Raw genomic sequence first — 25,970 nt, 5'->3', positions numbered from 1 at the left:
GGGAATCTCCGAGATGCCGTCGCAGGCTGTAACCCTTGAACCCATGGTTCAAGGTGAACGCACTGTCGCAGTCTTTAGGCTTCTCGGACGGACCGAGCATGCGCACCGATTACGGATCATCACATTCTGTTGGTACTAATTATCGGCTCAGGGGACGGGCCCGCTGGCGAACATCTCAGAGAAATTTTTTACTCGTTGCTGACTGCCTGTGACAAGCAAGTCAACCCCTTAAGTTATTCGAAAGGTGCCCCTTCGCGTTCAGAGATCTTACCTTGCTCGAGCAATGCCTGCTCGATGGTTTGTTGCAGCATCCGAATACGTTGTTCCATATTGGAGGCATAGTCACGGGTTTTCAACCGTTCCTGAGCAAGTTCGTGACATACATTCAATGCCGCGATAAAAACTAATTGCTCTGTATTGGTGACTCTAGTGCGAACTTTCAGATCTTGCAACCGCTGATTAAGATCTTCAGCAGCCATGTTCAATGCTTCTTGTTGTTCTGGCGGACAATTCACTCGTAACGAGCGGCCAAAAATTTGAATATCTACCGGTTGTGCAGACATGCCACCTTCCTGCCTTCTTTGAACGCCGCCTCAACCTGAGCACTGTGTCTCGACACAGGATGTTGAAAGCGACTTCACTATAACTATCTCAATACCAGTTTTCAACCCCACGACGAACTGACTGCTGGATGTTTGTCCAGTGTATTTGTTGGCCAAACGGAGGCCGAACAACTGCCGTTCGCTGGTCTGCAAATCTGGTACTACGACTGACCTTGGTGGTAGCATAACACGAACTTAACCGGCCAACGATGGCGAATACGCATGTCTATTGAGAATACTTATCCTACTTATGATTCGTTGGATCACTCGCTGAAACAACAATCGGTCGCCCTGACGGCGGCAGAAATGCACGGACTTATCAGTGGCCTGCTGTGTGGCGGCAACCGTGATGGCAGTTGGCTGACTCTGGTTCATGACCTGACCAACGAAGGCATGGCGTACCCGCATACCTTGGCTGATTTGTTGCAACAATTGCGCAAAGTCACCGCCGATACTCTGGAAGATGACAGCTTTGAATTCAAAATGCTGATGCCTGATGACGAAAAACCCGTCTTTGAACGTGCGGATGCGCTGGCCGGATGGGTCAACCATTTCTTGCTCGGCCTGGGCATGATGCAACCGAAACTCGCCAAAGTGAAAGGCGAAGTCGGCGAGGCGATTGACGACCTGCGCAGCATTGCTCAGCTTGGCTATGAAGAAGAGGAAGATCAGGAGCAACTGGCCGCGTCGCTTGAAGAAGTGGTCGAATACGTCCGCGTCGCCGCGATTTTATGCTTTGGTGAATTCAGCCACAGCCATCCACTTGCCCCGGAAAATCCACGCACATTGCATTAAGTTTTTCATATATGGCTTCATAATAATGAACTAAAACGGTTTCAGGAGAAGGTGAGATGACTTTGCACGAATACCAGAATCGTCGTCAGGCGCTGTTAGCCAAGATGGCACCGGGCAGCGCCGCCATTATTTTCGCCGCGCCCGAAGCAACACGTAATGCCGACAGTGAATATCCTTTCCGTCAAAGCAGCGACTTCTGGTATCTGACCGGTTTTAATGAACCGGAAGCTGTGTTGATCCTGGTGAAAAGTGATGAAAATCATAACCACAGCGTTCTGTTTAATCGCGTGCGCGATTTGACGGCTGAAATCTGGTTTGGTCGTCGTCTCGGTCAGGAGGCTGCGCCGGCAAAACTGGGCGTCGATAAAGCACTGGCGTTTGACGACATTAACGATCATTTACACCTTCTGCTGAACGGCCTCGACGTGGTGTACCACGCACAGGGCTATTACGCCTACGCTGACGAAATTGTAAACCGGGCGATGGAACGACTGCGCAACGGATCCCGTTTGAATCTGGCCGCGCCAGACACGCTCATTGATTGGCGGCCTATCGTCCATGAAATGCGCCTGTTTAAATCACCAGAGGAAATTGCTGTCATGCGCCGGGCCGGTGAAATCACCGCCAAAGCCCATACCCGCGCGATGGAAAAATGCCGCGCTGGCCTGTTTGAATACCATCTTGAAGGCGAAATTCATCACGAATTTAATCGCCATGGCGCACGTTATCCTTCCTATAACACTATCGTCGGCAGCGGCGAAAACGGTTGTATTTTGCATTACACCGAAAATGAATCCGAGCTACGCGACGGTGATTTAGTGCTGATCGATGCAGGTTGCGAATTTAAAGGCTATGCCGGCGACATCACCCGCACCTTCCCGGTCAGCGGGAAATTCAGCAAAGAACAGCGCGAAATCTACGACATTGTGCTGGCAGCAGAGTACAAAGCGCTGGAAATCCTCGGCCCTGGCAGCAGCATTCAGGCTGCAACCGAAGCCGCAGCACGCGTGATGATTGCAGGGCTGGTGAAACTGGGGATCCTCAGCGGTGATGTCGATACCTTGTACAGCGAGAAAGCCCATCGCCCGTTCTTTATGCATGGCCTGTCTCACTGGCTGGGGATGGACGTGCATGACGTGGGCCACTACGGCAGTGCAGACCGCACCCGTACGCTCGAGCCTGGCATGGTGCTGACCGTCGAACCGGGCCTGTATATCGCGCCAGATGCAGATGTGCCTGAAGCTTACCGTGGCATCGGTATCCGCATTGAGGACGACATTCTGATCACTGCCTCGGGCATTGAGATTTTCACCGGCGATGTGGTTAAAGAAGCCGATGACATTGAAGCGCTGATGGCGGCGGCACGGAAATAATATGAGCATCATTATTGTTGGCGGCGGAATGACCGGTGCCACGCTGGCGCTGGCGGTTTCCGCGCTGACCAAAGGCCGTCTGCCGGTACATCTGATTGAAGCGTCAGTACCGGCGGGCAATACCCATCCCGGCTTTGACGCGCGCTCCATTGCGCTGGCGCAGGGCACCTGCCAGCAACTGGCGCGCATCGGGTTATGGTCGGCGCTGACGGATATCGCTACGCCGATCAGCGACATTCACGTCAGCGATCGCGGCCATGCGGCTTTCGTCAATCTCAATGCCGCGCATTATGGCGTTGAGGCGCTGGGGCAGGTCGTTGAACTGCACGACGCCGGTCAGCGCCTGTTTAAGCAACTCGCGCAGGCTCCGGGCGTTACACTGCACTGTCCGGCCAAAGTGGTGGACGTCAGCCGCTCGCAAGATACTGCCACGGTCACCCTCGACAACGGCCAGCAACTGACTGCGCAGGTGCTGGTCGCCGCTGATGGTACCCATTCTCAATTGGCAAAAGCCTGCAACATCACCTGGCAGCAGGAAGATTATGCACAGGTGGCGGTGATCGCCAATATTGCTACCAGTGAACCGCACCGTGGTCGCGCCTTTGAACGCTTTACCGCCCATGGCCCGCTGGCGCTGTTGCCGATGTCCAAAGGGCGCAGCTCGCTGGTCTGGTGTCATCCGCGTGAAGCTAAAGCAGAGGTTGATGGCTGGAGCGAAGAAAAATTCCTCGCCGAACTGCAAAAAGCCTTCGGCTGGCGGTTGGGCAAAATGCAGCAGGCGGGCACGCGGTTCAGTTACCCACTGCAGTTAAAAACCGCCAACAATCACATCAGTCACCGTCTGGCGCTGGTCGGCAACGCGGCGCAAACCCTGCATCCGATTGCCGGGCAGGGCTTTAATCTCGGTTTGCGCGACGTCATGACGCTGGCCGAAACGCTGGCTGATGCTCATTTCGCAGGACAAGACGTCGGCAGTTACCGCGTGCTCAGCGGCTATCAGCAGCGCCGTCAGCCAGATCAGCAGGCGACGGTAGGTATCACCGACGGGCTTATTCACTTTTTCGCCAACCGCTATGCTCCGTTGATGCTCGGGCGCAATCTCGGCCTGTTGGCGATGGAAGGTATTACGCCACTGCGCGATGCCTTCACCCGGCGCACGCTAGGCTGGGTCACCCGTTGAACCTATCCCACCAGGCTATTTTATTTGCCACTTTGGGCCAGGGCAGTGCTCGGGATCCTCACGTACGACGTGTACGCTCCGGTTCCTCCGCGCTGTCCGTGCCCAAACTGTCAGCAACAATAACGCCCGCTGGAATAGGTTTTATTTCCTACAGGAAAAATTATGCAATCTTTTGATGTGGTTATCGCCGGCGGCGGCATGGTGGGCTTAGCGCTTGCCTGCGGATTACAGGGCAGCGGGTTGCGTATCGCGGTGCTGGAAAGCCAGCAGCCGGATCTCGACTCGCCGTTACCGGAAAAGCCGGGCCTGCGCGTATCGGCGATCAACGCCGCCAGCGAACGCCTGCTCAAACACGTCGGCGCATGGGAAAACATCATTGCGCAGCGGGCGAATGCCTATCAGGGCATGGAAGTCTGGGATCGGGACAGTTTCGGTAAAATCGCTTTTCGTGGTGAGGAATATGGCTTCAGCCATCTCGGCCATATCATTGAAAATCAGGTTATACACCGCGCACTGTGGCGGAAAGCGGATCAATCATCTGACATTACCCTGCTGGCGCCAGCAACCCTGAAAAATGTCGCCTGGGGCGAAAACGACGCCTTTATTACCCTCAATGATGACCGCCAGCTCAGCGCGCGCCTGGTCGTCGGCGCCGACGGTGCGCAGTCGTGGTTGCGCCAGCATGCAGATATTCCGCTGACCTTCTGGGACTACCGCCATCACGCGCTGGTTGCGACGATCCGCACTGCCGAACCGCATCAGTCGGTGGCGCGTCAGGTCTTCCACGGTGACGGTATTCTGGCGTTTCTGCCGCTGGCTGACAGCCATCTCTGTTCCATCGTATGGTCGGTCTCGCCGGATGAAGCGCAGCGTCTGGCAGCTTTGCCGGAAGAAGAATTCAATAAAATCCTCGCCAGCACTTTTGACCTGCGCCTTGGCGTGTGTCAGGTGGAAAGTGAGCGTCAGACCTTCCCGCTGACCGGGCGCTATGCGCGCAGCTTTGCGGCGCAACGGCTGGCGTTAGTGGGCGACGCAGCGCACACCGTGCATCCGCTGGCCGGGCAGGGTGTGAATTTGGGCTTTATGGATGCCGCCGAACTGGCATCGGAAATTAAACGTCTGCAACGAGAAGGCAAAGATTTCGGTCAGCACATGTATTTGCGTCGCTACGAGCGCCGCCGTAAGCACAGCGCTGCGCTGATGCTGGCGGGGATGCAGGGCTTCCGGGAATTGTTCAATGGGGATAACCCGGCGAAAAAATTATTGCGCGATATCGGCCTGACGCTGGCCGATGCCCTGCCGGGCGTGAAGCCAAAACTGGTCCGTCAGGCCATGGGCCTGAATGATTTGCCAGAATGGTTGCAAGAAGATGTGCTTCGATTGAAATAATCTAATTTCAGCCCTATTTTTGCATTACATTTTTTAATGCGAGGCCGGAACTCCCATTCTGCAAATGGTGAGAAATCTGGCCTCTGCGTTATATAACATCGATATTTTTGTGGTTCATTTGTAGATTTTGCGCCATAAACCCCATTTTCACAGTCAAAAATTCTGCACAATCCCCCTGAGACATTCCTGACTTTCACTCACTCTACATATTTTATCTTATGGTTAGCTGACGTGTTCAGTGATAAGTTCAGGCCAGGGTATCGTTTGCGCCAACGCGTAGAAACCTCAGGTAATAAGGGTCTTTCACGCGGTGTGCCGTTTGGCTAATGAGGGATAAGTAAGATGGTTCAGCAGACTCAGCTTTATGAACAACACGTTGCGTGCGGTGCGCGTATGGTCGATTTCCACGGCTGGATGATGCCGTTGCACTACGGTTCACAGCTGGATGAACATCATGCTGTGCGCCAGGATGCCGGTATGTTTGACGTCTCGCACATGACCATTGTTGATTTAAACGGTGCCCGCACCCGTGAATTTCTGCGTTACCTGGTGGCCAACGACGTCGCCAAACTGACTGTTCCCGGTAAGGCGCTTTACACCGGCATGCTCAATGCTTCCGGTGGCGTCATTGATGACCTGATCATCTACTTCCTCACTGAAGACTATTTCCGCCTGGTCGTGAACTCCGCCACTCGCGAGAACGATCTGGCATGGATTTCGCAACATGCAAAAGCCTACAACGTCGAATTGACTGTCCGTGATGATCTGGCACTGATCGCCGTTCAGGGACCGCAGGCCAAAGAAAAAGCTGAAACCCTGTTTACCGACGCGCAAAAAGCTGCCGTTGCGGGTATGAAGCCGTTCTTCGGCGTGCAGGCCGGTGACTTGTTTATCGCCACCACCGGTTATACCGGTGAGACGGGTTACGAAATTGCATTGCCACAGGAACAGGCTGCTGACTTCTGGCAAAAACTGCTGGCGGCGGGCGTGAAACCTGCCGGTTTGGGCGCACGCGACACGCTGCGTCTGGAAGCCGGTATGAATTTATACGGTCAGGAGATGGACGAAGGCGTTTCCCCGCTGGCGGCCAATATGGGCTGGACCATCGCCTGGGCACCGGAAGACCGTGATTTTATTGGCCGTGCTGCGCTGGAAAGACAGCGTGAACAGGGCACAGAACAGTTGGTCGGCTTGATCATGACCGAAAAAGGCGTATTACGTAATGAGCTGCCGGTGCGTTTCACCGATGCAGCGGGTAACGCGCAGGAAGGCATTATTACCAGCGGGTCATTCTCGCCAACGCTGGGTTATAGCATTGCACTGGCTCGCGTTCCTGCCGGTATCGGCGAACATGCTGTGGTGCAGATCCGTAACCGTGAAATGCCGGTGAAAGTCACCAAGCCCGGCTTTGTGCGTAACGGTAAATCATTGGTTTCTTAAGAATTCGGCGACAGATCTCCGTTTGGGGGAGGGGTCGCTATAAAAAATCGATTAAAACTTTTTGAGGAGATTTTCCATGAGCAACGTTCCAGCAGAATTGAAATACGCCGCATCACACGAATGGGTGCGTTCAGAAGGCAACGGCGTGTACACCGTAGGCATCACCGAACATGCACAGGAATTACTGGGCGACATGGTGTTTGTTGATCTGCCAGAAGTCGGCCGCGAAGTGGCTGCCGGTGAAGACTGCGCCGTGGCTGAATCCGTCAAAGCGGCTTCTGATATTTATTCGCCAATTAGCGGTGAAATCATTGCAATCAACAGTGAGCTGGAAGGTTCCCCTGAGCTGGTAAACAGCGCACCTTACGGTGATGGTTTCCTGTTCCAAATTAAAGCCTCCGACGAAGCTGAAATTGCCAAACTGCTTGATGCAGGCGCTTATCAGGCTGCCATCGAAGACTAATGTTTTACCCGTCCCGCCAGCCATTGGCGGGGCGATATCCAAGACCCGTAGCTTTTGTCGGTATCCCAAGACACCTCCAGCAGATTTCAGGAATGCGTAGCAAATGACTCAGACTCTCAGCCAACTCGAACACAGCGAAGCGTTTATCGGCCGTCACATTGGTCCGTCTTCTCAGCAGCAACAACAAATGCTGGAGACAGTTGGTGCCGACTCGTTAAATGCCCTGATCCAGCAAATTGTGCCGGTCGATATCCAACTGCCGGGGCCACCGGCTGTCGGCGATGCGGTAACCGAACATCAGGCGCTGGCCGAGCTGAAAGCCATTGCCAGCCAGAACCAACGCTACAAATCCTATATCGGAATGGGCTACACCGCGGTGCTGATGCCACCGGTTATCCAGCGTAATATGCTGGAAAATCCGGGCTGGTACACCGCGTATACGCCGTATCAGCCGGAAGTGTCACAAGGCCGTCTTGAAGCGCTGTTGAACTTCCAGCAACTGACTCTCGACCTGACCGGTTTGGATCTGGCCTCTGCCTCTTTGCTCGATGAAGCTACCGCCGCAGCTGAAGCCATGGCACTGGCAAAACGCGCCAGCAAACTGAAGAGTGCCAACCGCTTCTTCGTGGCTGACGACGTGCATCCGCAAACGCTGGACGTGGTACGCACTCGCGCTGAAACTTTTGGCTTCGACATCATTGTCGATAAAGCCGAGAAGGTTCTCGAGCTGGAAGGTGTATTCGGCGTACTGCTGCAACAGGTCGGCACTACCGGTGAAGTTCACGATTACCGTGCACTGCTGGCTGAGCTGAAATCTCGCAAAATCATCACCAGCGTTGCCGCCGACATTATGGCGTTGGTGCTGCTGGCCGCACCGGGTACACAGGGCGCAGACGTGGTGTTTGGTTCCGCGCAACGCTTCGGCGTGCCGATGGGCTACGGTGGACCGCACGCGGCCTTCTTCGCCTGTATTGATGACTTTAAACGCTCTATGCCGGGCCGTATCATCGGGGTTTCCCGTGACGCCGCCGGTAACACTGCGCTACGTATGGCGATGCAAACCCGCGAGCAACATATCCGCCGCGAGAAAGCCAACTCCAACATCTGTACCTCGCAGGTTTTACTGGCCAACATCGCCAGCCTGTATGCGGTATTCCACGGCCCTGAAGGCCTGAAACGCATTGCGTCACGTATTCATCGTCTGACCGATATTCTGGCTGCTGGCCTGAAGCAGGGCGGTCTGACCCTGCGTCACAACACCTGGTTCGACACGCTGACCGTTGAAGTGAAAGACAAAGCCGCCGTGCTGGAACGTGCGCTGAGCTTTGGCCTGAACCTGCGCACGGACATTCACGGTGCGGTCGGTATCACGCTCGACGAAGCCACGTCCCGCGAAGACGTACAGATCCTGTTCGCTGCCCTGCTGGGTGACAACAACGGCCTGGACATCGACAAACTGGATAAAATCGCGTCGACTGACAGCAATTCTATCCCTGCAGCGATGCTGCGTGTGACTCCGATTCTGACCCACCCGGTATTTAACCAGTATCACAGTGAAACCGAGATGATGCGCTACATGCACCGTCTGGAGAGAAAGGATCTGGCGCTGAATCAGGCAATGATCCCGCTGGGTTCCTGCACCATGAAACTGAACGCTGCCGCTGAGATGATGCCAATCACCTGGCCGGAATTCGCTGATCTGCACCCGTTCTGCCCGACTGAACAGGCCGGCGGCTATCAGCAAATGATAGGGCAGTTGTCGCAATGGCTGGTGCAACTGACCGGTTATGACGCCGTTTGCATGCAGCCAAACTCCGGTGCACAGGGTGAATACGCGGGCCTGCTGGCTATCCGCCGTTACCACGAAAGCCGTAACGAAAGCAGCCGCCATATCTGCCTGATCCCAAGTTCTGCGCACGGCACTAACCCGGCATCCGCCCAGATGGCGAGCATGAGCGTGGTGGTGGTGGCCTGTGACAAACAGGGCAACATCGATCTGAGTGATTTGCGTGAGAAAGCCGCGCAGGCGGGTGATGAACTCTCTTGCATCATGGTGACCTATCCGTCAACGCACGGCGTTTACGAAGAGACTATCCGTGAAGTTTGCCAAATAGTGCATCAGTATGGCGGCCAGGTTTATCTCGACGGCGCCAACATGAATGCGCAGGTAGGGATCACCACGCCGGGTTACATCGGCGCGGATGTTTCGCACCTCAACCTGCATAAAACCTTCTGTATCCCACACGGCGGTGGCGGTCCGGGCATGGGCCCTATCGGCGTGAAAGCGCATCTGGCGCCGTTTGTTCCGGGCCACAGCGTGGTGCAAATTGACGGTGTGCTGACCCAAAACGGTGCGGTATCCGCCGCGCCATTCGGCAGCGCCTCGATTCTGCCAATCAGCTGGATGTACATCCGCATGATGGGGGCTGAAGGTTTAAAACAAGCCAGTCAGGTGGCAATTCTGAATGCCAACTACATTGCGACCCGTCTGAAAGAGGCCTATCCGGTGCTGTACACTGGCCGCGATGGTCGTGTAGCGCACGAATGTATTCTGGATATCCGTCCGCTGAAAGAAGCGACCGGTATTACCGAAATGGATATCGCCAAGCGTCTTATTGACTTTGGTTTCCACGCGCCAACCATGTCATTCCCGGTTGCGGGAACGCTGATGGTTGAACCGACGGAGTCTGAGAGCAAAGTAGAAATCGACCGCTTTATCGATGCCCTGCTGGCAATCCGCGCTGAAATCGATCGCGTCGCTAAAGGCGAATGGCCGCTGGAAGACAACCCGCTGGTTAACGCCCCGCACGTACAGGCCGAGCTGGTCAGCGAGTGGTTACACCCGTACACCCGCGAACTGGCGGTCTTCCCGGCAGGCAGTGATAACAAATACTGGCCGGCGGTGAAGCGTCTTGATGACGTCTATGGTGACAGAAACTTGTTCTGTTCGTGTGTACCGATCTCGGATTATGAGTAAGACTCGTTGTTTAGTTGAGGCCGCAGCTATGGCGGCTTTTTAAAACCGAAATGGTGAAAATTTCGGTTTTTCAATAATTGCTCTCGCATGGCCTTTCGCGCCGAAACCGAGCAAAGGGGGAAGTGCTTTCCCCCTTTGCATTCCCCCCGCCTTTTTTACTCCGCGCTATCGCTGAATCGGGATGGCCGTGTTTCAGTCACCACTGTTACAGCCGCAAAATGCCGCCGCTGCGCGGTTCCCTCAGTTCGGGTTCGGACCAACTCGCATACACCCGCTCGTTGTTTCTCACCGCTCCCTCGGCGTCATTTTTGAATGCGGCCCTGGCTTTTTAATTCACAACTTCGCCGCTTTTGACTTATTGTTTTGACTTAAAAAAACCAACATGGCGCGCTCAAAAACCTTGCTGAACGGAGCGGCTTCGAGACCTGTGGCTCGAAGACCGAGTGAAGGTACCGCGAAGCGGCAAGATTTTGCGCCACCCACGATATTTACAGAATATGTCCTTCGTCCCAGCGGTAGCGCGCAGTTAAAAAAGCTCGGATTGTTAAGGCCCGAGCGATTGCGGGCCTTGACGCGGGTTTGGGCGGCAGCCCAAGGTGTTGATGTTGAATTTAAACTACAATTTGCTCACTTTCCCAAAAGGAGTTCCCTATGAACAGCGTAGCGTTAGTCAGTGGCGCCAGCCGTGGTATTGGCCGGGCAACGGCCCTCCTCCTGGCACAGCAGGGTTACGCCGTCGGCGTCAATTACCTCAGTAATGAAGCGGCTGCGCAGTCCGTTGTGGATGAAATCGTAAACGCGGGGGGAAGGGCTATCGCCCTGCAAGCGGATATCGCTGATGAGGAACAGGTTGTTGCCATGTTCCAGCGGTTAAGCGATAAGCTCGGCCCGATCACCGCGCTGGTGAACAACGCCGGGATCCTGTTTCAACAAACGACCATCGAAAACCTCACCGCTGCCCGCATCAACAAAGTGCTCTCTACCAATGTGACAGGCTATTTCCTTTGTTGCCGCGAAGCGGTGAAAATCATGTCGCACCGGCACGGCGGAAACGGCGGGGCGATTGTGAATGTCTCGTCGGCGGCCGCGCGTCTTGGAGCGCCGGGCGAATACATCGATTATGCCGCCTCAAAAGGCGCGGTCGATACGCTGACCACCGGTCTGTCGCTGGAAGTGGCGGCCTACGGTATTCGCGTTAACTGCGTGCGGCCCGGGTTGATCTATACCGAAATGCACGCCAGCGGCGGTGAGCCGGGGCGGGTCGATCGCCTGAAAACGCATTTGCCCATGCAACGCGGCGGCCAGCCGGAAGAGGTGGCGCAGGCCATTGCCTGGCTGCTGTCAGATTCTGCTTCTTATGTCACCGGCAGTTTTATCGAACTGGCAGGCGGCAAGTAAAAACGCTTTCACTGTATTTGAAGCGCCTGCGGGCGCTTTTTTTGTGTCCAAACGGTCACGCCCACACAAACGGTCATTTTCGGTCAGTTTTGAGGACGAGGATTTGTGACCGTTTGCCGAAATCCTCTTGTCCGCTTGCAAGTTAAATGACGATTTAATGCTGTTCCCGCCACAGATCCAAACTTTAACATTTCATCTCTGCTCATCTTTTTGTGACAACTATCACATGACCAGCGCAACGCCAAGAGTGCGCGGTCGCCTTTGAGGCACCCCGCATTCCGCTTTCTGCGGTCTGCGTATCCTATTGAACATCGGGAAGAGGGAAAAACATGCTGCCTGTAGAACGTCATCGCTTTATTACCGAAGTCCTCGCACAGAGAGGACGCGTGCTGGTGCAGGAAGTGGCCGAGCTGTGCCACATCTCGCTGGAAACGGCACGGCGGGACCTGGCGCTGCTGGAAAAGCGCGGAATGTTATTACGCAGTCACGGTGGTGCGGTGTTTGTTGAACATCAACTGGCTGAGAAGCACTACGTGCCGTCGCAAATTGAGCAGGGGGAATCTTTCCGTGACCGCAGCAACCAGTCACCGGACAGTAAAACCCGCATCGCCAAACGGGCGCTGCAGTTGATTAACCCCGGCGACTGTCTGCTGCTCGACAGCAGCTCCAGCAGCTGGTTTTTGGCACGACAGCTGCCGGATATCCCGCTGGTGGTGCTGACCAACTCGCTGCACATCATCCAGACGCTGGCGGTGAAAGCCAACGTCAGAACCATCGGCCTCGGCGGCGAGTACTCCGCCAAGTACGAAGATTTTATCGGTATTTATGCTGAACAGATGCTGAAAGAGTTCGTCATCAACAAGCTGTTTTTTTCCTGCCATGGCATCAGCCATGAAGGGGGAATTCGCGAGAGCAATGAGCACCACGCCCGGCTCAAACAGCAGATGCTGCTCTCCTCAGAACACAAAATTTTGCTGGCCGATGCCAGCAAATTCGGCCGCCGCTCCTTTGCGCGGATTTGCCACTACCGGGAAATAGACACACTGATCACGGATCATCTGGACGATGAGGAATTCCGGCAGGAGCTGGCCTGGAGCAACGTCAACGTGATTGAAGTTGCCCCTTCACCCCTACAAAAGAAAACCAAAAACAGCCGTGGCGTGGCCTGAATGTCTCAGGCAGTGACCGTGGGAAAATAGAACATCTGTGGAGAAACATCATGAAAAAGTCCGTACTTGCCTGTTTGTTCGCTTCAGCGCTGTTGTCCGTTTCAGCGGCTCACGCTGCCGACAAAATCCGCATGGGCGTGGTGGTGAAAGTGGGCGGCAACGCCTGGTTTAACGCCATGGAAGTGGGCATCAAAAGTGAAGCGGCGAAAAGGGGCATCGACGCCTGGCAGGTCGGCCCGACCAGCGCTGACCCGGCATTGCAGGTACGCGCCATTGAAGACCTGATCGCACAAAAAGTGGACGTGATTGGCGTGGTGCCGAACGACGCCAAAGTGCTGGAGCCGGTGCTCAAACGCGCCCGTGACGCCGGTATTAAAGTCATCGTGCATGAATCGCCGGACCAGAAATACGCCAACTGGGATTTCGAAATGGTCGACGCCACCCAGCACGGCATCAACCACATGATTGCTCTGGCCGAGTGTATGAAAGAGAAGGGCGATTACGCGGTATACGTCGGCAGCCTGACGGTGCCTTTGCATCAAAAATGGGCGGACGCGGCGGTGAATTACCAGAAAGCGCACTACCCGAATATGCATCAGGTGGGCGACAAGTTTGGCGTGGGTGAGTCCCTCGACGACACCATCCGCACCACCAATGACCTGATGTCCAAAGACCCGAACCTGAAAGGCATTCTGGCGATCGGTTCACAAGGCCCGATCGGTGCCGGTCGTGCGGTACAAAACCGTGGCAAAAATGGCGACGTTTGCGTCTACGGTCCGTTCAGTCCGGGACAGGGGGCCTCTCTGGTGAAAAGCGGCGCGATTAACGGCGGCTTTATCTGGAACCCGATGGTGGCCGGTGAAATCTTCGTACGCATCGCCGACATGATGGAAAAAGGCATGCCGATCACCGATGGCATGGACATCGAAGGCATGGGCAAAGTGAAAGTGGACGACGCGACGCACACCATCCTCGGCAATAAAACCGAAAGTCTCGACAAGGCGAACTTGCCGAAACTGGTCAAAATGGGGCTCTGATGATGGCGACCTCCGAGATTCTTCAGACAGACAACGCGCCGTTGATTGATGTTCAGAATCTGTCGGTGACCTTTGGCGGCCAGCGGGCGCTCAACGATATCTCCCTGCGGCTGATGCCCGGCGAAGTGCACTGCCTGGCGGGCACCAACGGCTGCGGAAAAAGTACGTTGATCAAGGTGATCTCGGGGGTCTATCAGCCGGACAATGGCTGTCAGATCACCCTGGGCGGTCAGGTCTTCAGCAAGCTCAGCCCGGATCAGGCACGTCAGTTTGGCGTTCAGGTCATCTACCAGGATCTGTCGCTGTTTCCGAATCTGAGCGTGGCGGAAAACATCGCCTTTGACCACAACCTGCAAGGGCTGATGGGCTGGTACCGCCCGTCACGCCTGCGCGACACCGCAAAACGTATTCTCAGCGAACTGAATTATCAATTGGATCTCGACGCCAACGTGGCGTCGCTACCCATCGCCCAGCGTCAGCAGGTGGCCATTTGCCGTGCGCTGGTGGCCGATGCGCGCTTAGTGATCATGGATGAACCGACCGCGTCGCTGACCCGCACCGAAGTGAACCAGCTGCTGCGCACCGTGCACTACCTGAAAAACAAAGGCATCAGCGTGGTGTTCGTCAGCCACCGTCTGGACGAAGTGCTGGAGATTTCCGACAGCGTTACGGTGATCCGCGACGGCAAAAAAGTCGGCACTTATCCGGCGGCGGAAGTCAGCAGCGAACGCCTGACCGAGCTGATGACCGGCCTCAAACTCGATTACCGCCTGAAAGCCGCCAATCTTAATGACCAGCGCATCATGCTGGAGACCGACAAACTCAGCCGCGCCGGGCAGTACCACGACGTCAGTTTCAAACTGCACGCCGGGGAAGTGCTCGGTCTGTGCGGCCTGCTGGGTTCCGGGCGTACCGAACTGGCGCTGAGCCTGTTCGGCATGACTAAACCGGACAGCGGCAAAATCTACCTCGACAGCAAACCGGTGCGTTTTCGCGGTCATGAAGATGCGATCAAATCCGGTATCGGTTATGTGTCGGAAGACAGGCTGACGCTCGGGCTTATCCAGCAGCAGTCGGTCGGCGACAACACCGTGCTGGCGATCATGGATCAGCTGCGCAGCCGTTTTCACCTGATCGATGAATACCGCAAAAACAAAATCATTCAGCAGTGGATTGAAAAACTGGGCGTCAAAGTTGCCAATCCTGATCAGGCCATTTCCACGCTCTCCGGCGGCAATCAGCAAAAGATCGTGCTGGCGAAATGGGTGCTGACTCAGCCGAAGATCCTGATCCTCGACTCGCCGACCGTTGGCGTAGACGTCGGTGCCAAAGCCAGTATTTATCAGCTGATCCACCAGCTGGCCGAAGAGGGGATCTCGATCCTGCTGATCTCCGATGAAGTGCCGGAAGTTTACTTCAACTGCGACCGCGTTTTGCACTTTAGCGAAGGCACGGTGAAGGGCGAATATCTGCCTGGCAACATCACCCAACAACAACTTGCGGAGGCGGTGAATGCTTAATCTCAACCGGTTACGTCCGGCCAGCAACGAAGGCTATCTGGCCTGGGTTCTGGTGGTGGTGATCGTCACGTTTGCGCTGCTCAGTGACCAGTTCCTGACCCTGCAAAACCTGCTGGATTTGTCAGAAAGCTACGCAGTCAGCGGCATTTTTGCCCTCGGCCTGTTCGTGGTGCTGGTGACCGGCGGCATCGATATCTCCTTTGCCGCCGTTGCCTCGGTGGTGCAGTACGCCATCGCCACGCTGGCCATTCATTACGGTCTCTCCAGCCCGACCGGCACCATTTTACTGGCGATCGCGATCGGCTCCCTCTTCGGCATGATCAACGCCATTCTGATCTACTGCCTGCGCATTGTGTCGATCATCGTCACCATCAGTATGCAGTCGCTGCTGTTTGGCATGCTGATGTGGCTGACCAACGGCACCAGCCTGTATGACCTGCCGGAGTGGCTGGTGACGCCGCTGCAGGTGCTGCCGTTTAACGTCGGTACCCGGCACTATCAGATTGGTCTGCCGCTGGTGGTGATGCTGGCGGTGGCCGGGCTGACCTGGCTGTTACTCAACAAGACCCATCTGGGCCGCCAGCTGTTTGCCGTCGGTGGGGATCAGGAATCTGCGCGGCGTATCGGTATTCGCGTTGGCGTGCTGCACCTGTTTGCTTATGGCTATCTCGGAGCCATGGCCGCCATCGGCGGACTGGTGCAGGTCTACCGCGTCGGGGAAGTGGTGCCCAATGCGCTGGTCGGCGGTGAACTGGACGTGCTGGCGGCGGCGGTGCTTGGTGGTGCCAGCCTCAACGGCGGCAAAGGCAGCGTGGTCGGCACATTAATGGGCGTCTTCCTGATTGGGATTTTGAAGAACGGTCTGAACCTGATCGGCGTCTCCAACTACTTCATGAACATCGTGATCGGCGTGGTGATCGTGGTGGCTATCACCGTCACGCACTACAAAAAACGCAAAGAAACCGATGTCGGCTTCGCCTGAGGAATTGCCATGTTAACTAAAACCAAGAGTCTGAAGATGAAACCGGCGTCAGCGAAATCTGGCGGTAACGGGCCGCGTTTTAACGTCGACAGCACCACGCTGAGCCTGAGCCTGCTGCTGATCCTGGTGATCGTCGGTTTCAGTATCGCCATGCCGGGCCGCTTCTTCACGGATTCCACCTTCATGAGCGTGGCGTTTCAGCTGCCGGAGCTCGGCCTGTTGACGCTGGCGATGTTTATTCCGATCCTCAGCGGCGGCCTGAATCTGTGCATTATCGCCACCTCTAACCTGACCAGCCTGCTGATGGCCTGGGTGTTTCTCACCTGGTTGCCGCCGGAGGCCAGCCTGGGCTTACAGGCGGTATGGCTGACGGTGGCGCTGGTCGGCGCGATGATCCTGGCAATCGCTATCGGCATGCTGACCGGTGCGCTGGTGGCCTACGTCGGCGCGCATCCGATTCTGGTGACGCTGGCGACCATGACCATGGTCAACGGGGTCGGTATCTATTTGTCACGCGGCGCGGCCATCAGCGGCATGCCAGATATCGTGCGCTATATCGGTTCGGACACCCTGCTGGGCATCCCGGTGCCGTTGATCATCTTCTTCGCCACGGCGGTATTGATCGCGGTGTTTTTAGAGCGCACCCGGCTGGGCAAATACATCTACATGAGCGGCAGCAACATCAACGCCACCCATTTCAGCGGCGTGAACACCCACCGCGTACTGATCGCCATTTATGTACTTTCCAGCATGTTATGCGTTATCGCCGGGCTGGTGATGATGGCGCGCTTTAACTCGGCGCGCATGGGCTACGGCGACTCCTACCTGTTGCTGACCGTGTTAGCGATCATCTTAGGTGGCACGGACCCTTTCGGCGGCTTTGGCCGCGTCATGGGCGTGGTGCTGTCGCTGATTGTTTTACAGGTGATTTCAACCGGCCTGAATCTGCTCAACGTCAGCCCGCACTTCAGTCTGGCGATGTGGGGCGCGGTACTTATCGTGGTGCTGGCGCTGAAGTTCTTCCGCCAGCGCTTTATGCAAAAGCGAGCAGGGCGGATAAGCGCCGCCAAAGCACGGGCAGCCCTTCCTTAATGCACTGTTTAAACACTCTTTATTGCCTCTGACCTTAGGAAAACATCATGGAATACAAAATTTCGCCCTCGCTGATGTGCATGAGCCTGATTGACATCAAACAGCAGCTGGCGGTACTGAACCGCCGCGCTGACATGCTGCACATCGACATCATGGACGGGCATTACGTCAAAAATATCACCCTGTCGCCGTTCTTTATCGAGCAGATCCGCCCGCACACGCCGCTGGTGCTGGACGTGCATATGATGGTGGAAAACCCGACCGACTTTATCGAGCCGATAGCCAAAGCCGGGGCCGATTACATCTGCCCGCATGCTGAAACCATCAACCGCGATGCTTTCCGGGTGATCAATCTGATTCGCTCGCTCGGCAAAAAAGTCGGCGTGGTGCTCAACCCGGCGACACCGGTGGAGTTCATCCAGCACTACATTCATCTGCTGGACAAAATCACCGTGATGACCGTCGATCCGGGCTATGCCGGGCAGCCGTTCATTCCCGAAATGCTGGATAAAATCGCCCAGCTGCGTGACCTCAAACAGCAGAAAAACTACCGCTACCTGATCGAAATCGACGGATCCTGCAACGTGAATACCTATCAGGATCTGATGGGCGCAGGTGCGGAAGTGTTGATCGTCGGCAGTTCCGGCCTGTTCAATCTGGACAAGGATCTGGACAGCGCCTGGGACAAAATGCTCGACCAGATGCGTCAGGCGCGTCAGGCAGCCTGAGGGCAGGAGTGGCTATGGAGCATTTTCTCGGCGTAGATATCGGCGGCACCAACACGCGGCTGATGCTGATGAACGACCAGCAGATTTTCCAGGATTATCAGAAGGTACCGACGCACAGCTGGGCAACGCTTGAGGATCCGCTGCGCGGTCTGGAGCAGGTGATTGCCGCTTATTTGCAGGTAAGTCGCGTAAGCGTGACGGGCGTGATGCTCGGGCTGCCGGGGATTCTGTCGCGTGACCGCAGCACCGTGCTGTCGCTGCCGTTTATTCCGGCGCTCGACAACCAGCCGGTAACGCAGCAACTTTCGGCACGCCTCGGCCTGCCGGTGTGCATGGATAAAGATGTTAACCACCTGATGTGGTGGGATTTAACCCGCCTCGACGTCCTGCCGGACGTGGCGGTCGGGGTCTATCTCGGCACCGGTTTTGGCAACAGCCTGTGGCTGAATAATGACTTTTACCACGGCGCGCACGGCGGTGCAGGGGAGATCGGGCACATTCCGCTCAAAGACAACCCGCTGCTCTGCCCTTGTGGCAAAACCGGCTGCGTCGAAACCCTGACTTCCGGCAACTGGCTCAGCGGCTGGGCAAAACAACATGTACCCGAGACGGCAATCTCGGATCTGTTCGTTGAACATGCTGACCATCCTGATTTACAGGAATTTATTGAGCGGCTGGCGCGCACCGTCGCCAGCGAGATGAACATTCTCGACCCGCAATATCTGCTGCTGGGTGGCGGCGTGCTGGCGATGGCGGGCTTCCCGCTGGCCCGGCTGGAACGCCTGATCCGTTCGCATCTGCGCAGCCCATATCCGGCCAGCGGGCTGACCATCGCCATCAGCGGCGTCTCTGAGGAAACCGGCTGTCGCGGGGCCTGTCTGGCGGCGCAGCGGCGTTTGAAGCAAGGCTCGACGGCGCAATCTTTATCAACATCAGCGCGACATCTGGTATTCAGGAGTGAGGCATGAAAAAAGGCAAGGTATGTGTGTTTGGATCGTTCAACCTGGATATTGTTGCTGGAATGAGCCGTTTCCCGCAGCCGGGCGAATCACTGATTGCCCGCAACAGCATGATGGGCGCGGGTGGAAAAGGGGCCAATCAGGCCGTCGCTGCGCTGCGTGCCGGTGCGCGGGTGCATTACATCGGCAAAGTAGGGCGCGATGACTTCGGCATGTTCGCCCGCCGCCACCTCGATAACGCTGGTTTTGACGCGGTGACGCTGTTCTCTACCGCCGAATTCCCCACCGGCAATGCGCTGATTTATGTTGCCGGAGCCGATGCCGAAAACATGATTGCCGTCGATCCCGGCGCCAACCTGACAGTCACCGATGATGAAGTCGAACAGTGCCGCCCGGCGATTGCTGCGGCCGATATCCTGCTGACCCAGCTGGAAAACAACCTGCCAGCGATTGAAAAACTGATTGGCATCGCCAAAGAGAATGGCACTTACATTATTCTCAACCCCGCGCCGTTCCAGCCGGTCTCTGACAGCCTGCTGGCGCAGGTAGATTTGCTTACCCCCAACGCCACCGAATGTACCTTGCTGACCGGCATTCAGGTTGATGACGTTCCTTCGGCCAGGCGGGCTGCCAGAGTGCTGCACGAAAAGGGCATTGGTGCGCTGATCATCACGCTCGGCACGCAGGGCGCACTGTTGTCTGTCGCCGGTGAAACCGAACTGGTGGCCGCATTCCCGGCGGTCCCGGTAGACACCACCGGTGCCGGCGACGCCTTCAACGGCGCGCTGGCCTCCCAACTGGCCGCTGGCGTAACACTGGCCGATGCCGCGCAGTTTGCTTCAGCCTATGCCTCTGTTTGTGTGGAAAGGGCAGGGGCGGCGGCGTCAATGCCAACCTATGAGGAGGCGCTGGAGCGGATGAAAGTGGCGGTGGCGTGAGTAAAAGTCGGGCCCGATCTGCTATTCCCTCTGTCAGCAGAGGAGCAGATCGGTGTCATTCCTGCGAGACGTATTCCAGATTTGAATACAACTCTCTGTAAGTTTATCCAGCCTATTTCATTAGTAAATTCACGGGAATATAGTCATTTCGCTACGGAGGATCCGTAGTCAGAATTAGCGTTCTGGATCAGTTTTACTCGGTTTCACTGTGGCATAATGCCGCAGGTTTTGAGTCACCTATAAATTATGGTGGCTCAGGCAGGGGCTTCGAATGAGGCACCGGTTTCCGAGTCCGGTAACGCTAACTCTGTCTGAGCTACCACCCGAGATTAGCGTCTCGTGTGGTATCACATGATTTACTCGGAGATTTAAAATGACTCATCCAAATTTCGACACTGCTTGCCCTGAAAACTCCATCACTGTCTTCCGTTCGCTGATTGCCGAACTGGATCTCAGCCACTTTACCGACGCGCAACTTAATGATTTAGGTGCCGTTGCCGCTGAATCCGCCGAAGGGCTTTGCCACGGCTTGCTCTGCCTGAGTGAAGGGCTGGATAACAGCGAACTGTTGCCGCCGGAAGGTGTGGCGCAGGTGAGTGGCTATCTCAAGGCTTCCGCGCATTTACTGCCGGCGTTGTTTGAGCTGTCCGAAAAGGCGGGAATTGCATTGGCGAGGGATAAACGTCAGGCGTAATGGCGTTAAGGCCGGGCTCTCTGGCCTTTTCCCCCGTATTTTGTTCAGTAACATTCGCCTGATTTTTATACAAAAAACCATCACATCACTGCCACATAACTGACATGAAGAGAGATTAGGGTAGGCGCTTGTTTGACTGACCGGTAACAAGAGATGCGCCGTTCGCTGTTTCCTTATCTGGTGCTGCTGCCCACCCTGATCTTTCTGTTTTTGTTCACCTATTACCCTCTGGTGCAATCGGTGGTGGACAGCCTGTTTGATAGCCGTCTGCAAACCGATAATCCGCCGTTTGTTGGCTTGCAGAATTATGCGCGTCTGCTGGCTGACGACGTGTTCTGGCGCGCGCTGCTCAATAACCTCGCGTACATCCTGATGACGGTGATCCCCGGCATTGTGCTGGCGCTGTTGCTGGCCGTCGCGCTGTGGGAAAACACCTCGCTCAACCGCTGGCTGCGCACCGCATTTTTCTTCCCGATGATTATCCCGCTGGTCAGCGCCGCGACGCTGTGGCTGTTTATCTTCATGCCCGGCATGGGGCTGCTGGATTATTACCTGGCGAAACTCTTCGGGCCGATGAACAACAACTACCTCGGGATGAGCGACAGCGCACTGATTGCCCTGAGCGTCATCGGCGTGTGGAAATTCGCCGGTTATTACATGCTGTTTTTCCTCGCCGGATTGCAGGCGATCCCCGCGTCGGCGCGTGAAGCCGCCATCATGGAAGGGGCGTCTCGCACCCAGACCTTCTTCTACGTAACCTTGCCGCTGCTGCGCCCGACCATCAGTTTTGTGGTCACCATCGCGCTGATTTACGCCATTACACAAATCGACCACGTGCCGGTGATGACGCAGGGCGGGCCGAACAATGCCACCACCGTGATGCTCTATTACATCCAGAGTTTAGCCAATGACACCCACGATTTAGGCAAAGCCTCGGCAGCGACTTTTTTGACGCTGGTGCTGTTGTTTGGTTTCTCGGTGATGAACCTGCGGGTGCTGGAAAGAGGGGCGCATTATGAGCGTTGAAACGTCAGAAAACCTGCGGATCACGGTAGCTAAATCATCCAACCGGGCACCTTCTTTATTATTGCGCGGGGCACGCCGTTCCACGCTGCCGGTGCTGCTGGTGTGCGCCGCGCTGCTGTGGGTCGCGCCCTTTATCTGGATGATCTCGGCCGCCTTCAGCGCCAACAGTTTCGGGCCGGGCATGGCCTCTTTGCTGCCACGTTTTCCGCTGACGTTGCAAAACTTCCGCGATGCATGGGACAGCGCCGACTGGCTGCGGCTCTACGCCAACACGATTTTCTTCTCCTTCGGCACGTTTCTGGTTCAGCTGGTGACCATCACCACAGCCGGTTACGTCTTTGCCTATCACGAATTTCGCGGCAAACAGACGCTGTTCTACCTGTTGCTGATCCAGCTGATGATCATGCCGGTGATCATGATGGTGCCGAACATGATGATCCTTAAACAGTTCGGCCTGCTCAACACATTGACCGGCGTGATGATGCCGTACTTCGCCTCGGCGTTTGGCGTGTTTCTGATGCGCCAGGCGTTCCTCAGTATTCCGCGTGAAATCGAAGAAGCCGCCCTGATGGAGGGCTGCCGCTGGTGGCAGGTGGTGTTTCGCGTGCTGATCCCGATGTCATGGCCCGCCATTCTGGCCTTCGCCACCGTCAGTATTACCTATCACTGGAATGAATATCTGTGGCCGCTGATGGTGCTTAACGACCCCGACAAACAGGTGCTGACCGTCGGGCTGGTGTCGTTCGCGATGGGCGCAGAATCCGGCGGTCAGTGGGGGCTTATCACCGCCGGTACGCTGATGGTGTGTCTGCCGCTGATGCTGGCGTTCGTGCTTTTCCAGAAACAGTTTCTTAAAAGCTTCGGCTTCTCAGGCATTAAATAAACGGCATTACATAACGAGGTGACCCATGTTTCTCGCACAAATTTCCGACATGCATTTTCGCAGCGAAGGCCGCAAATTATATGACTTCATTGACGTTAACGCCTGCAACGCCGAAGTCGTTAATCAGCTTAACGCGCTGGAGGAGCAACCTGACGCGATAGTGATCACCGGCGACATCGTGAACTGCGGGTTGCCGCAGGAGTATCGGGTGGCGCGGCGTACGCTGCAAAACCTGCATTACCCGCTGTACATCATCCCTGGCAACCACGATGACAAGGCGCAGTTCCTCGAAGCGCTGCATCCGCTCTGCCCGGAACTGGGTAATGACCCGCAAAATATGCGCTATGCGATAGATGACTTCGACATGTGCCTGCTGTTTATCGACAGCAGCCTGGCCGGTGAATCTAAAGGTTTTCTCACCCCGGAAACGCTGTTGTGGCTTGAAGAACAACTGGAGCAGGGCGGGGACAAACCGACGGCGGTGTTTATGCATCACCCGCCAGTGAAGGTTGGTTCGGCGCAGATGGATGCCATCTCTTGCGAGAACGGCGACGAACTGCTGGCGTTGATTGACCGTTTCCCGTCGCTGGTCCGCGTGTTCTGCGGCCATACGCATCGGTTGATTTTTACGCAATACAAGCAGGCGATCATCACCACCATTCCCGGCACCGTGCATCAGGTGCCCTATTTCCATCACAACCCTGCGCCGTTTTATAACCTCGAACCGGCGGCCTGCGTCATGCACCGACTGGTAGAGAAGACCGGGCTGGTCAGTTATTTGCACCCGCTGTCGCAATATCCGGGGCCGTATTTGTACGACGCCGCCATCAGTTGCCCGGTGGATGACTAATCATGTCGGCCATTCGTCTGGAAAATATCAGCAAGCAGTTTGAGGGCAGTACGGCGGTGAATAACTTGTCGCTGGAGATCGCCGACGGCGAGTTTCTGGTGCTGGTGGGGCCTTCTGGCTGCGGTAAAAGTACCTTGCTGCGCCTGCTGGCCGGGCTGGAAAACGTCAGTGACGGGCGGATTTTGCAGGACGGTGATGACATCACCGCGCTGGAACCGCGTGAACGCAATTTTTCGATGATCTTTCAGAACTACGCGCTGTTCCCGCACATGACCGTCGAGCAGAACATCACTTTCGGTATGCGGATGCGCAATGAGCCGAAAGCCCAGCACCGGGCACGGGTGGATCGCGTGGCGGGGTTATTGCAACTGGAACCGCTGCTGAACCGAAAACCGGGGAAACTCTCCGGGGGCCAGCGGCAGCGGGTGGCGATGGCGCGTGCCATCGTGCGTGACCCGAAGCTGTTTCTGATGGATGAACCCTTGTCGAATCTCGATGCGCGTCTGCGCACCGAAGTACGCGATGGCATCATGACCCTGCATAAACAGCTGAAAACCAGCACCGTGTATGTCACGCACGACCAGATGGAAGCCATGACCATGGCCGACCGGATAGCGGTGCTGGACCAGGGCCATCTGCAACAAATCGGCGCACCGGAAACCCTCTACGCCCATCCGGCTAACCTGTTTGTCGCCGGGTTTATCGGCACACCGTCGATGAATATTTTCAAACTGCCTTGTGGGCAGGGTACTTTATCGCTTAATCATCAGGCTATTACGTTGCCGGACAGTGAGCACTCGCTTGGTCTTAGCGAAGTGTATCTGGGCATCAGACCCGAACATCTCAGCGACCGGCCAGATGCGCACGGCACGCTGAAAATCGACGTCACTTTGCACCACCGCGAGTTGTTGGGTGCCGAGTACCTGTGCCATGCAGAAAGCAGCATCGGCAACATTCGTTACATCAGAAAAAACCATTTACGCGAAAACAGCCGGGAGATCCCACAACCCGGCGATCGCGTCACCCTGTACTTCTCTTTGCACGACCTTCATCTCTTTTCAGGCCAAACCCGGCTGAATTTGAAACACAGTCACCAGGAGATCCACCATGCGTTCGACCCTGCATAAATTTCACGTATTAACGCTGGCACTCGGGCTGCTGTCCGCAGGTACGGCGGCGGCGAAAGAGAGCATCGATTTCATGTTCCCTGCGCCGGTTGACGGCAAGCTGACCATGGAAATGACCCGCGTTATCAAAGAGTTCAACCAGTCACAGAATGATGTCGACGTGCGCGGGATTTTTACCGGTAACTACGACACTACCAAAGTGAAGGCTGAAGCGGCCGCCAAATCCGGCCAGCCCCCGGCGCTGGTGATCATGTCTGCCAATTTCACGGCGGATCTGGCGATTAAAGATGAAATCCTGCCGATGGACGATTTATTCAAATATGGCGATCAGAAAGCCACGCCGTTTTTGACGCAGAATTTCTGGCCCGCGATGCGCCAGAACGCCCAGCTCAACGGCGTGACGTATGCCATCCCGTTCCACAACTCGACACCTATTCTCTATTACAACAAAGATCTGTTCGCTAAAGCCGGAATTTCAGCCCCGCCGAAAAACTGGGATGAGCTGCTGGAAGATGCGAAAAAACTCACTGACCAGGCCAAAGGGCAGTGGGGCATCATGCTGCCGTCCACCAATGATGACTACGGCGGCTGGATTTTATCTGCGCTGACTCGCGCCAACGGTGGCCAGTATTTCAATGCTGACTATCCGGGCGAAGTCTATTACAACACCGCTTCTACCGTCGGCGCGTTGCAGTTCTGGCAGAATCTGGTGTACCGCGACAAGGTGATGCCAGCTGGCGTGCTGAACTCCAAGCAGATCAGCGCGGCGTTTTTCTCCGGCAAACTGGGGATGACCATGCTCAGTACCGGCGCGCTGGGTTTTATGCGTGAAAACACCAAAGATTTTGAGCTGGGCGTGGCGATGATGCCGCAGAAAGTGCGTAATGGCGTGAGCATCGGCGGTGCGAGTCTGGTGAGCTTTAAAGGGATTTCGGAAGATCAGAAAAAGGCGGCCTATACCTTCTTGCAATATCTGGTCAGCCCGAAAGTGAACGGCGCATGGAGTCGCTTCACCGGTTACTTCTCACCGCGCATGGCCTCGTATGACTTGCCGGAAATGAAAGAGTATCTGGCGAAAGATCCGCGGGCGGTCATTGCTCTGGACCAGTTGAAATATGCCTATCCGTGGTATTCGACCTATGAAACCGTTGCCGTGCGTCAGGCGATGGAAAATCAACTGGGGGCGCTGGTCAATGATCCGAAACTGACGCCACAGGATGCCGCTGCCGCCGCGCAGCAGAAAGCTGACGCGACCATGAAGCCTTACGTAGATTCCACGGCGCTTAGCGCACCGAAGTAACCTTATAAAAAATGGCATAAAAAAGCCCCGGGCTGACAGCTGCGGGGC

The 25,970-nt window shown here is 55.9% G+C and carries 23 protein-coding genes and 1 other RNA gene; 22 read left to right on the top strand and 2 right to left on the bottom strand.

Annotated elements, in window-relative coordinates; translation table 11 throughout:
* Position 1: 1 nt before the first annotated feature.
* Together ssrS and zapA are read right to left on the bottom strand one after the other, a co-directional pair.
* Positions 2-185, bottom strand: a non-coding RNA gene (gene ssrS, locus EAH77_RS14585) — 6S RNA.
* Between the two features lie 48 nt (positions 186-233).
* On the bottom strand, positions 234-563 hold the full coding sequence (gene zapA / locus EAH77_RS14580) for a cell division protein ZapA (RefSeq protein ID WP_034793021.1): 330 nt from the start codon (positions 561-563) through the stop codon (positions 234-236).
* Positions 564-824: 261 nt separating this feature from the next.
* Between zapA and EAH77_RS14575 the strand changes: the two genes are divergently transcribed.
* The 22 genes from EAH77_RS14575 to EAH77_RS14470 all read left to right on the top strand — a co-directional run bounded on the left by EAH77_RS14575 (position 825) and on the right by EAH77_RS14470 (position 25,922).
* On the top strand, positions 825-1,397 hold the full coding sequence (locus tag EAH77_RS14575) for a YecA family protein (RefSeq protein WP_140473525.1): 573 nt from the start codon (positions 825-827) through the stop codon (positions 1,395-1,397).
* Positions 1,398-1,453: 56 nt separating this feature from the next.
* A complete protein-coding gene (pepP, locus tag EAH77_RS14570) occupies positions 1,454-2,770 on the top strand; it encodes a Xaa-Pro aminopeptidase (protein WP_140473524.1) in 1,317 nt (438 codons plus the stop codon).
* Between the two features lies 1 nt (position 2,771).
* Positions 2,772-3,950: a 2-octaprenyl-6-methoxyphenyl hydroxylase gene (gene ubiH / locus EAH77_RS14565; protein ID WP_140473523.1), complete on the top strand. Its 1,179-nt coding sequence runs from the start codon at positions 2,772-2,774 to the stop codon at positions 3,948-3,950.
* A gap of 162 nt (positions 3,951-4,112) precedes the next feature.
* Positions 4,113-5,339, top strand: coding sequence for an FAD-dependent 2-octaprenylphenol hydroxylase (gene ubiI / locus EAH77_RS14560; RefSeq protein ID WP_140473522.1), 1,227 nt, complete (start codon positions 4,113-4,115; stop codon positions 5,337-5,339).
* 342 nt (positions 5,340-5,681) lie between these two features.
* Positions 5,682-6,779, top strand: a complete 1,098-nt coding sequence (gene gcvT, locus EAH77_RS14555; RefSeq protein ID WP_140473521.1) for a glycine cleavage system aminomethyltransferase GcvT — start codon at positions 5,682-5,684, stop codon at positions 6,777-6,779.
* A gap of 76 nt (positions 6,780-6,855) precedes the next feature.
* Positions 6,856-7,242 carry a glycine cleavage system protein GcvH gene (gene gcvH / locus EAH77_RS14550; protein ID WP_140473520.1) on the top strand — a complete coding sequence of 129 codons (387 nt, stop codon included), beginning with the start codon at positions 6,856-6,858 and terminating at the stop codon, positions 7,240-7,242.
* A 103-nt stretch (positions 7,243-7,345) separates the two neighbouring features.
* On the top strand, positions 7,346-10,219 hold the full coding sequence (gene gcvP, locus EAH77_RS14545; protein ID WP_140473519.1) for an aminomethyl-transferring glycine dehydrogenase: 2,874 nt from the start codon (positions 7,346-7,348) through the stop codon (positions 10,217-10,219).
* A gap of 651 nt (positions 10,220-10,870) precedes the next feature.
* On the top strand, positions 10,871-11,617 hold the full coding sequence (locus tag EAH77_RS14540) for an SDR family oxidoreductase (protein ID WP_140473518.1): 747 nt from the start codon (positions 10,871-10,873) through the stop codon (positions 11,615-11,617).
* A gap of 329 nt (positions 11,618-11,946) precedes the next feature.
* Entirely contained in the window at positions 11,947-12,786 is an 840-nt protein-coding gene (locus tag EAH77_RS14535) for a DeoR/GlpR family DNA-binding transcription regulator (RefSeq protein WP_140473517.1), read from the top strand.
* A gap of 50 nt (positions 12,787-12,836) precedes the next feature.
* Positions 12,837-13,823: a substrate-binding domain-containing protein gene (locus tag EAH77_RS14530; protein WP_140473516.1), complete on the top strand. Its 987-nt coding sequence runs from the start codon at positions 12,837-12,839 to the stop codon at positions 13,821-13,823.
* A 2-nt stretch (positions 13,824-13,825) separates the two neighbouring features.
* Positions 13,826-15,343: a sugar ABC transporter ATP-binding protein gene (locus EAH77_RS14525; protein ID WP_140473597.1), complete on the top strand. Its 1,518-nt coding sequence runs from the start codon at positions 13,826-13,828 to the stop codon at positions 15,341-15,343.
* Complete coding sequence (locus tag EAH77_RS14520) at positions 15,336-16,325, top strand: ABC transporter permease (RefSeq protein ID WP_140473515.1); 990 nt, start codon at positions 15,336-15,338, stop codon at positions 16,323-16,325. The genes EAH77_RS14525 and EAH77_RS14520 overlap by 8 nt, the downstream gene beginning before the upstream one ends.
* A 9-nt stretch (positions 16,326-16,334) precedes the next feature.
* Positions 16,335-17,417 carry an ABC transporter permease gene (locus tag EAH77_RS14515; protein ID WP_140473514.1) on the top strand — a complete coding sequence of 361 codons (1,083 nt, stop codon included), beginning with the start codon at positions 16,335-16,337 and terminating at the stop codon, positions 17,415-17,417.
* A gap of 47 nt (positions 17,418-17,464) precedes the next feature.
* Positions 17,465-18,145: a D-allulose 6-phosphate 3-epimerase gene (alsE, locus tag EAH77_RS14510; protein ID WP_140473513.1), complete on the top strand. Its 681-nt coding sequence runs from the start codon at positions 17,465-17,467 to the stop codon at positions 18,143-18,145.
* 14 nt (positions 18,146-18,159) lie between these two features.
* Positions 18,160-19,113: an allose kinase gene (gene alsK, locus EAH77_RS14505; protein ID WP_140473512.1), complete on the top strand. Its 954-nt coding sequence runs from the start codon at positions 18,160-18,162 to the stop codon at positions 19,111-19,113.
* A complete protein-coding gene (gene rbsK / locus EAH77_RS14500; RefSeq protein WP_140473511.1) occupies positions 19,110-20,042 on the top strand; it encodes a ribokinase in 933 nt (310 codons plus the stop codon). Before alsK ends, rbsK begins: the two co-directional genes overlap by 4 nt.
* 373 nt (positions 20,043-20,415) lie before the next feature.
* Complete coding sequence (locus EAH77_RS14495) at positions 20,416-20,736, top strand: hypothetical protein (protein WP_140473510.1); 321 nt, start codon at positions 20,416-20,418, stop codon at positions 20,734-20,736.
* A gap of 153 nt (positions 20,737-20,889) precedes the next feature.
* Complete coding sequence (locus tag EAH77_RS14490) at positions 20,890-21,762, top strand: carbohydrate ABC transporter permease (protein ID WP_140473509.1); 873 nt, start codon at positions 20,890-20,892, stop codon at positions 21,760-21,762.
* Complete coding sequence (locus tag EAH77_RS14485; RefSeq protein ID WP_140473508.1) at positions 21,752-22,645, top strand: carbohydrate ABC transporter permease; 894 nt, start codon at positions 21,752-21,754, stop codon at positions 22,643-22,645. The genes EAH77_RS14490 and EAH77_RS14485 overlap by 11 nt, the downstream gene beginning before the upstream one ends.
* A 25-nt stretch (positions 22,646-22,670) precedes the next feature.
* Positions 22,671-23,495, top strand: coding sequence for a phosphodiesterase (locus EAH77_RS14480; RefSeq protein ID WP_140473507.1), 825 nt, complete (start codon positions 22,671-22,673; stop codon positions 23,493-23,495).
* Positions 23,496-23,497: 2 nt separating this feature from the next.
* The gene (locus EAH77_RS14475; RefSeq protein ID WP_170215677.1) at positions 23,498-24,622 is read left to right on the top strand and encodes an ABC transporter ATP-binding protein; all 1,125 of its coding nucleotides are present in this window, start codon (positions 23,498-23,500) and stop codon (positions 24,620-24,622) included.
* A complete protein-coding gene (locus tag EAH77_RS14470; protein ID WP_431306773.1) occupies positions 24,603-25,922 on the top strand; it encodes an ABC transporter substrate-binding protein in 1,320 nt (439 codons plus the stop codon). Before EAH77_RS14475 ends, EAH77_RS14470 begins: the two co-directional genes overlap by 20 nt.
* Positions 25,923-25,970 lie beyond the last annotated feature (48 nt).

The sequence above is a fragment of the Ewingella americana genome (assembly GCF_006438725.1).
Classification (GTDB): domain Bacteria; phylum Pseudomonadota; class Gammaproteobacteria; order Enterobacterales; family Enterobacteriaceae; genus Ewingella; species Ewingella americana_A.
The sequence above is the reverse complement of the archived record's forward strand: the minus strand, read 5'-3'. Positions and strand labels throughout refer to the sequence as shown.

Bases quoted from the DNA above. Each gene is read 5' to 3' on its own strand.
- zapA (WP_034793021.1), bottom strand. From the start codon at position 563: ATGTCTGCACAACCGGTAGATATTCAAATTTTTGGCCGCTCGTTACGA.
- EAH77_RS14575 (WP_140473525.1), top strand. From the start codon at position 825: ATGTCTATTGAGAATACTTATCCTACTTATGATTCGTTGGATCACTCG.
- pepP (WP_140473524.1), top strand. From the start codon at position 1,454: ATGACTTTGCACGAATACCAGAATCGTCGTCAGGCGCTGTTAGCCAAG.
- ubiH (WP_140473523.1), top strand. From the start codon at position 2,772: ATGAGCATCATTATTGTTGGCGGCGGAATGACCGGTGCCACGCTGGCG.
- ubiI (WP_140473522.1), top strand. From the start codon at position 4,113: ATGCAATCTTTTGATGTGGTTATCGCCGGCGGCGGCATGGTGGGCTTA.
- gcvT (WP_140473521.1), top strand. From the start codon at position 5,682: ATGGTTCAGCAGACTCAGCTTTATGAACAACACGTTGCGTGCGGTGCG.
- gcvH (WP_140473520.1), top strand. From the start codon at position 6,856: ATGAGCAACGTTCCAGCAGAATTGAAATACGCCGCATCACACGAATGG.
- gcvP (WP_140473519.1), top strand. From the start codon at position 7,346: ATGACTCAGACTCTCAGCCAACTCGAACACAGCGAAGCGTTTATCGGC.
- EAH77_RS14540 (WP_140473518.1), top strand. From the start codon at position 10,871: ATGAACAGCGTAGCGTTAGTCAGTGGCGCCAGCCGTGGTATTGGCCGG.
- EAH77_RS14535 (WP_140473517.1), top strand. From the start codon at position 11,947: ATGCTGCCTGTAGAACGTCATCGCTTTATTACCGAAGTCCTCGCACAG.
- EAH77_RS14530 (WP_140473516.1), top strand. From the start codon at position 12,837: ATGAAAAAGTCCGTACTTGCCTGTTTGTTCGCTTCAGCGCTGTTGTCC.
- EAH77_RS14525 (WP_140473597.1), top strand. From the start codon at position 13,826: ATGGCGACCTCCGAGATTCTTCAGACAGACAACGCGCCGTTGATTGAT.
- EAH77_RS14520 (WP_140473515.1), top strand. From the start codon at position 15,336: ATGCTTAATCTCAACCGGTTACGTCCGGCCAGCAACGAAGGCTATCTG.
- EAH77_RS14515 (WP_140473514.1), top strand. From the start codon at position 16,335: ATGTTAACTAAAACCAAGAGTCTGAAGATGAAACCGGCGTCAGCGAAA.
- alsE (WP_140473513.1), top strand. From the start codon at position 17,465: ATGGAATACAAAATTTCGCCCTCGCTGATGTGCATGAGCCTGATTGAC.
- alsK (WP_140473512.1), top strand. From the start codon at position 18,160: ATGGAGCATTTTCTCGGCGTAGATATCGGCGGCACCAACACGCGGCTG.
- rbsK (WP_140473511.1), top strand. From the start codon at position 19,110: ATGAAAAAAGGCAAGGTATGTGTGTTTGGATCGTTCAACCTGGATATT.
- EAH77_RS14495 (WP_140473510.1), top strand. From the start codon at position 20,416: ATGACTCATCCAAATTTCGACACTGCTTGCCCTGAAAACTCCATCACT.
- EAH77_RS14490 (WP_140473509.1), top strand. From the start codon at position 20,890: ATGCGCCGTTCGCTGTTTCCTTATCTGGTGCTGCTGCCCACCCTGATC.
- EAH77_RS14485 (WP_140473508.1), top strand. From the start codon at position 21,752: ATGAGCGTTGAAACGTCAGAAAACCTGCGGATCACGGTAGCTAAATCA.
- EAH77_RS14480 (WP_140473507.1), top strand. From the start codon at position 22,671: ATGTTTCTCGCACAAATTTCCGACATGCATTTTCGCAGCGAAGGCCGC.
- EAH77_RS14475 (WP_170215677.1), top strand. From the start codon at position 23,498: ATGTCGGCCATTCGTCTGGAAAATATCAGCAAGCAGTTTGAGGGCAGT.
- EAH77_RS14470 (WP_431306773.1), top strand. From the start codon at position 24,603: ATGCGTTCGACCCTGCATAAATTTCACGTATTAACGCTGGCACTCGGG.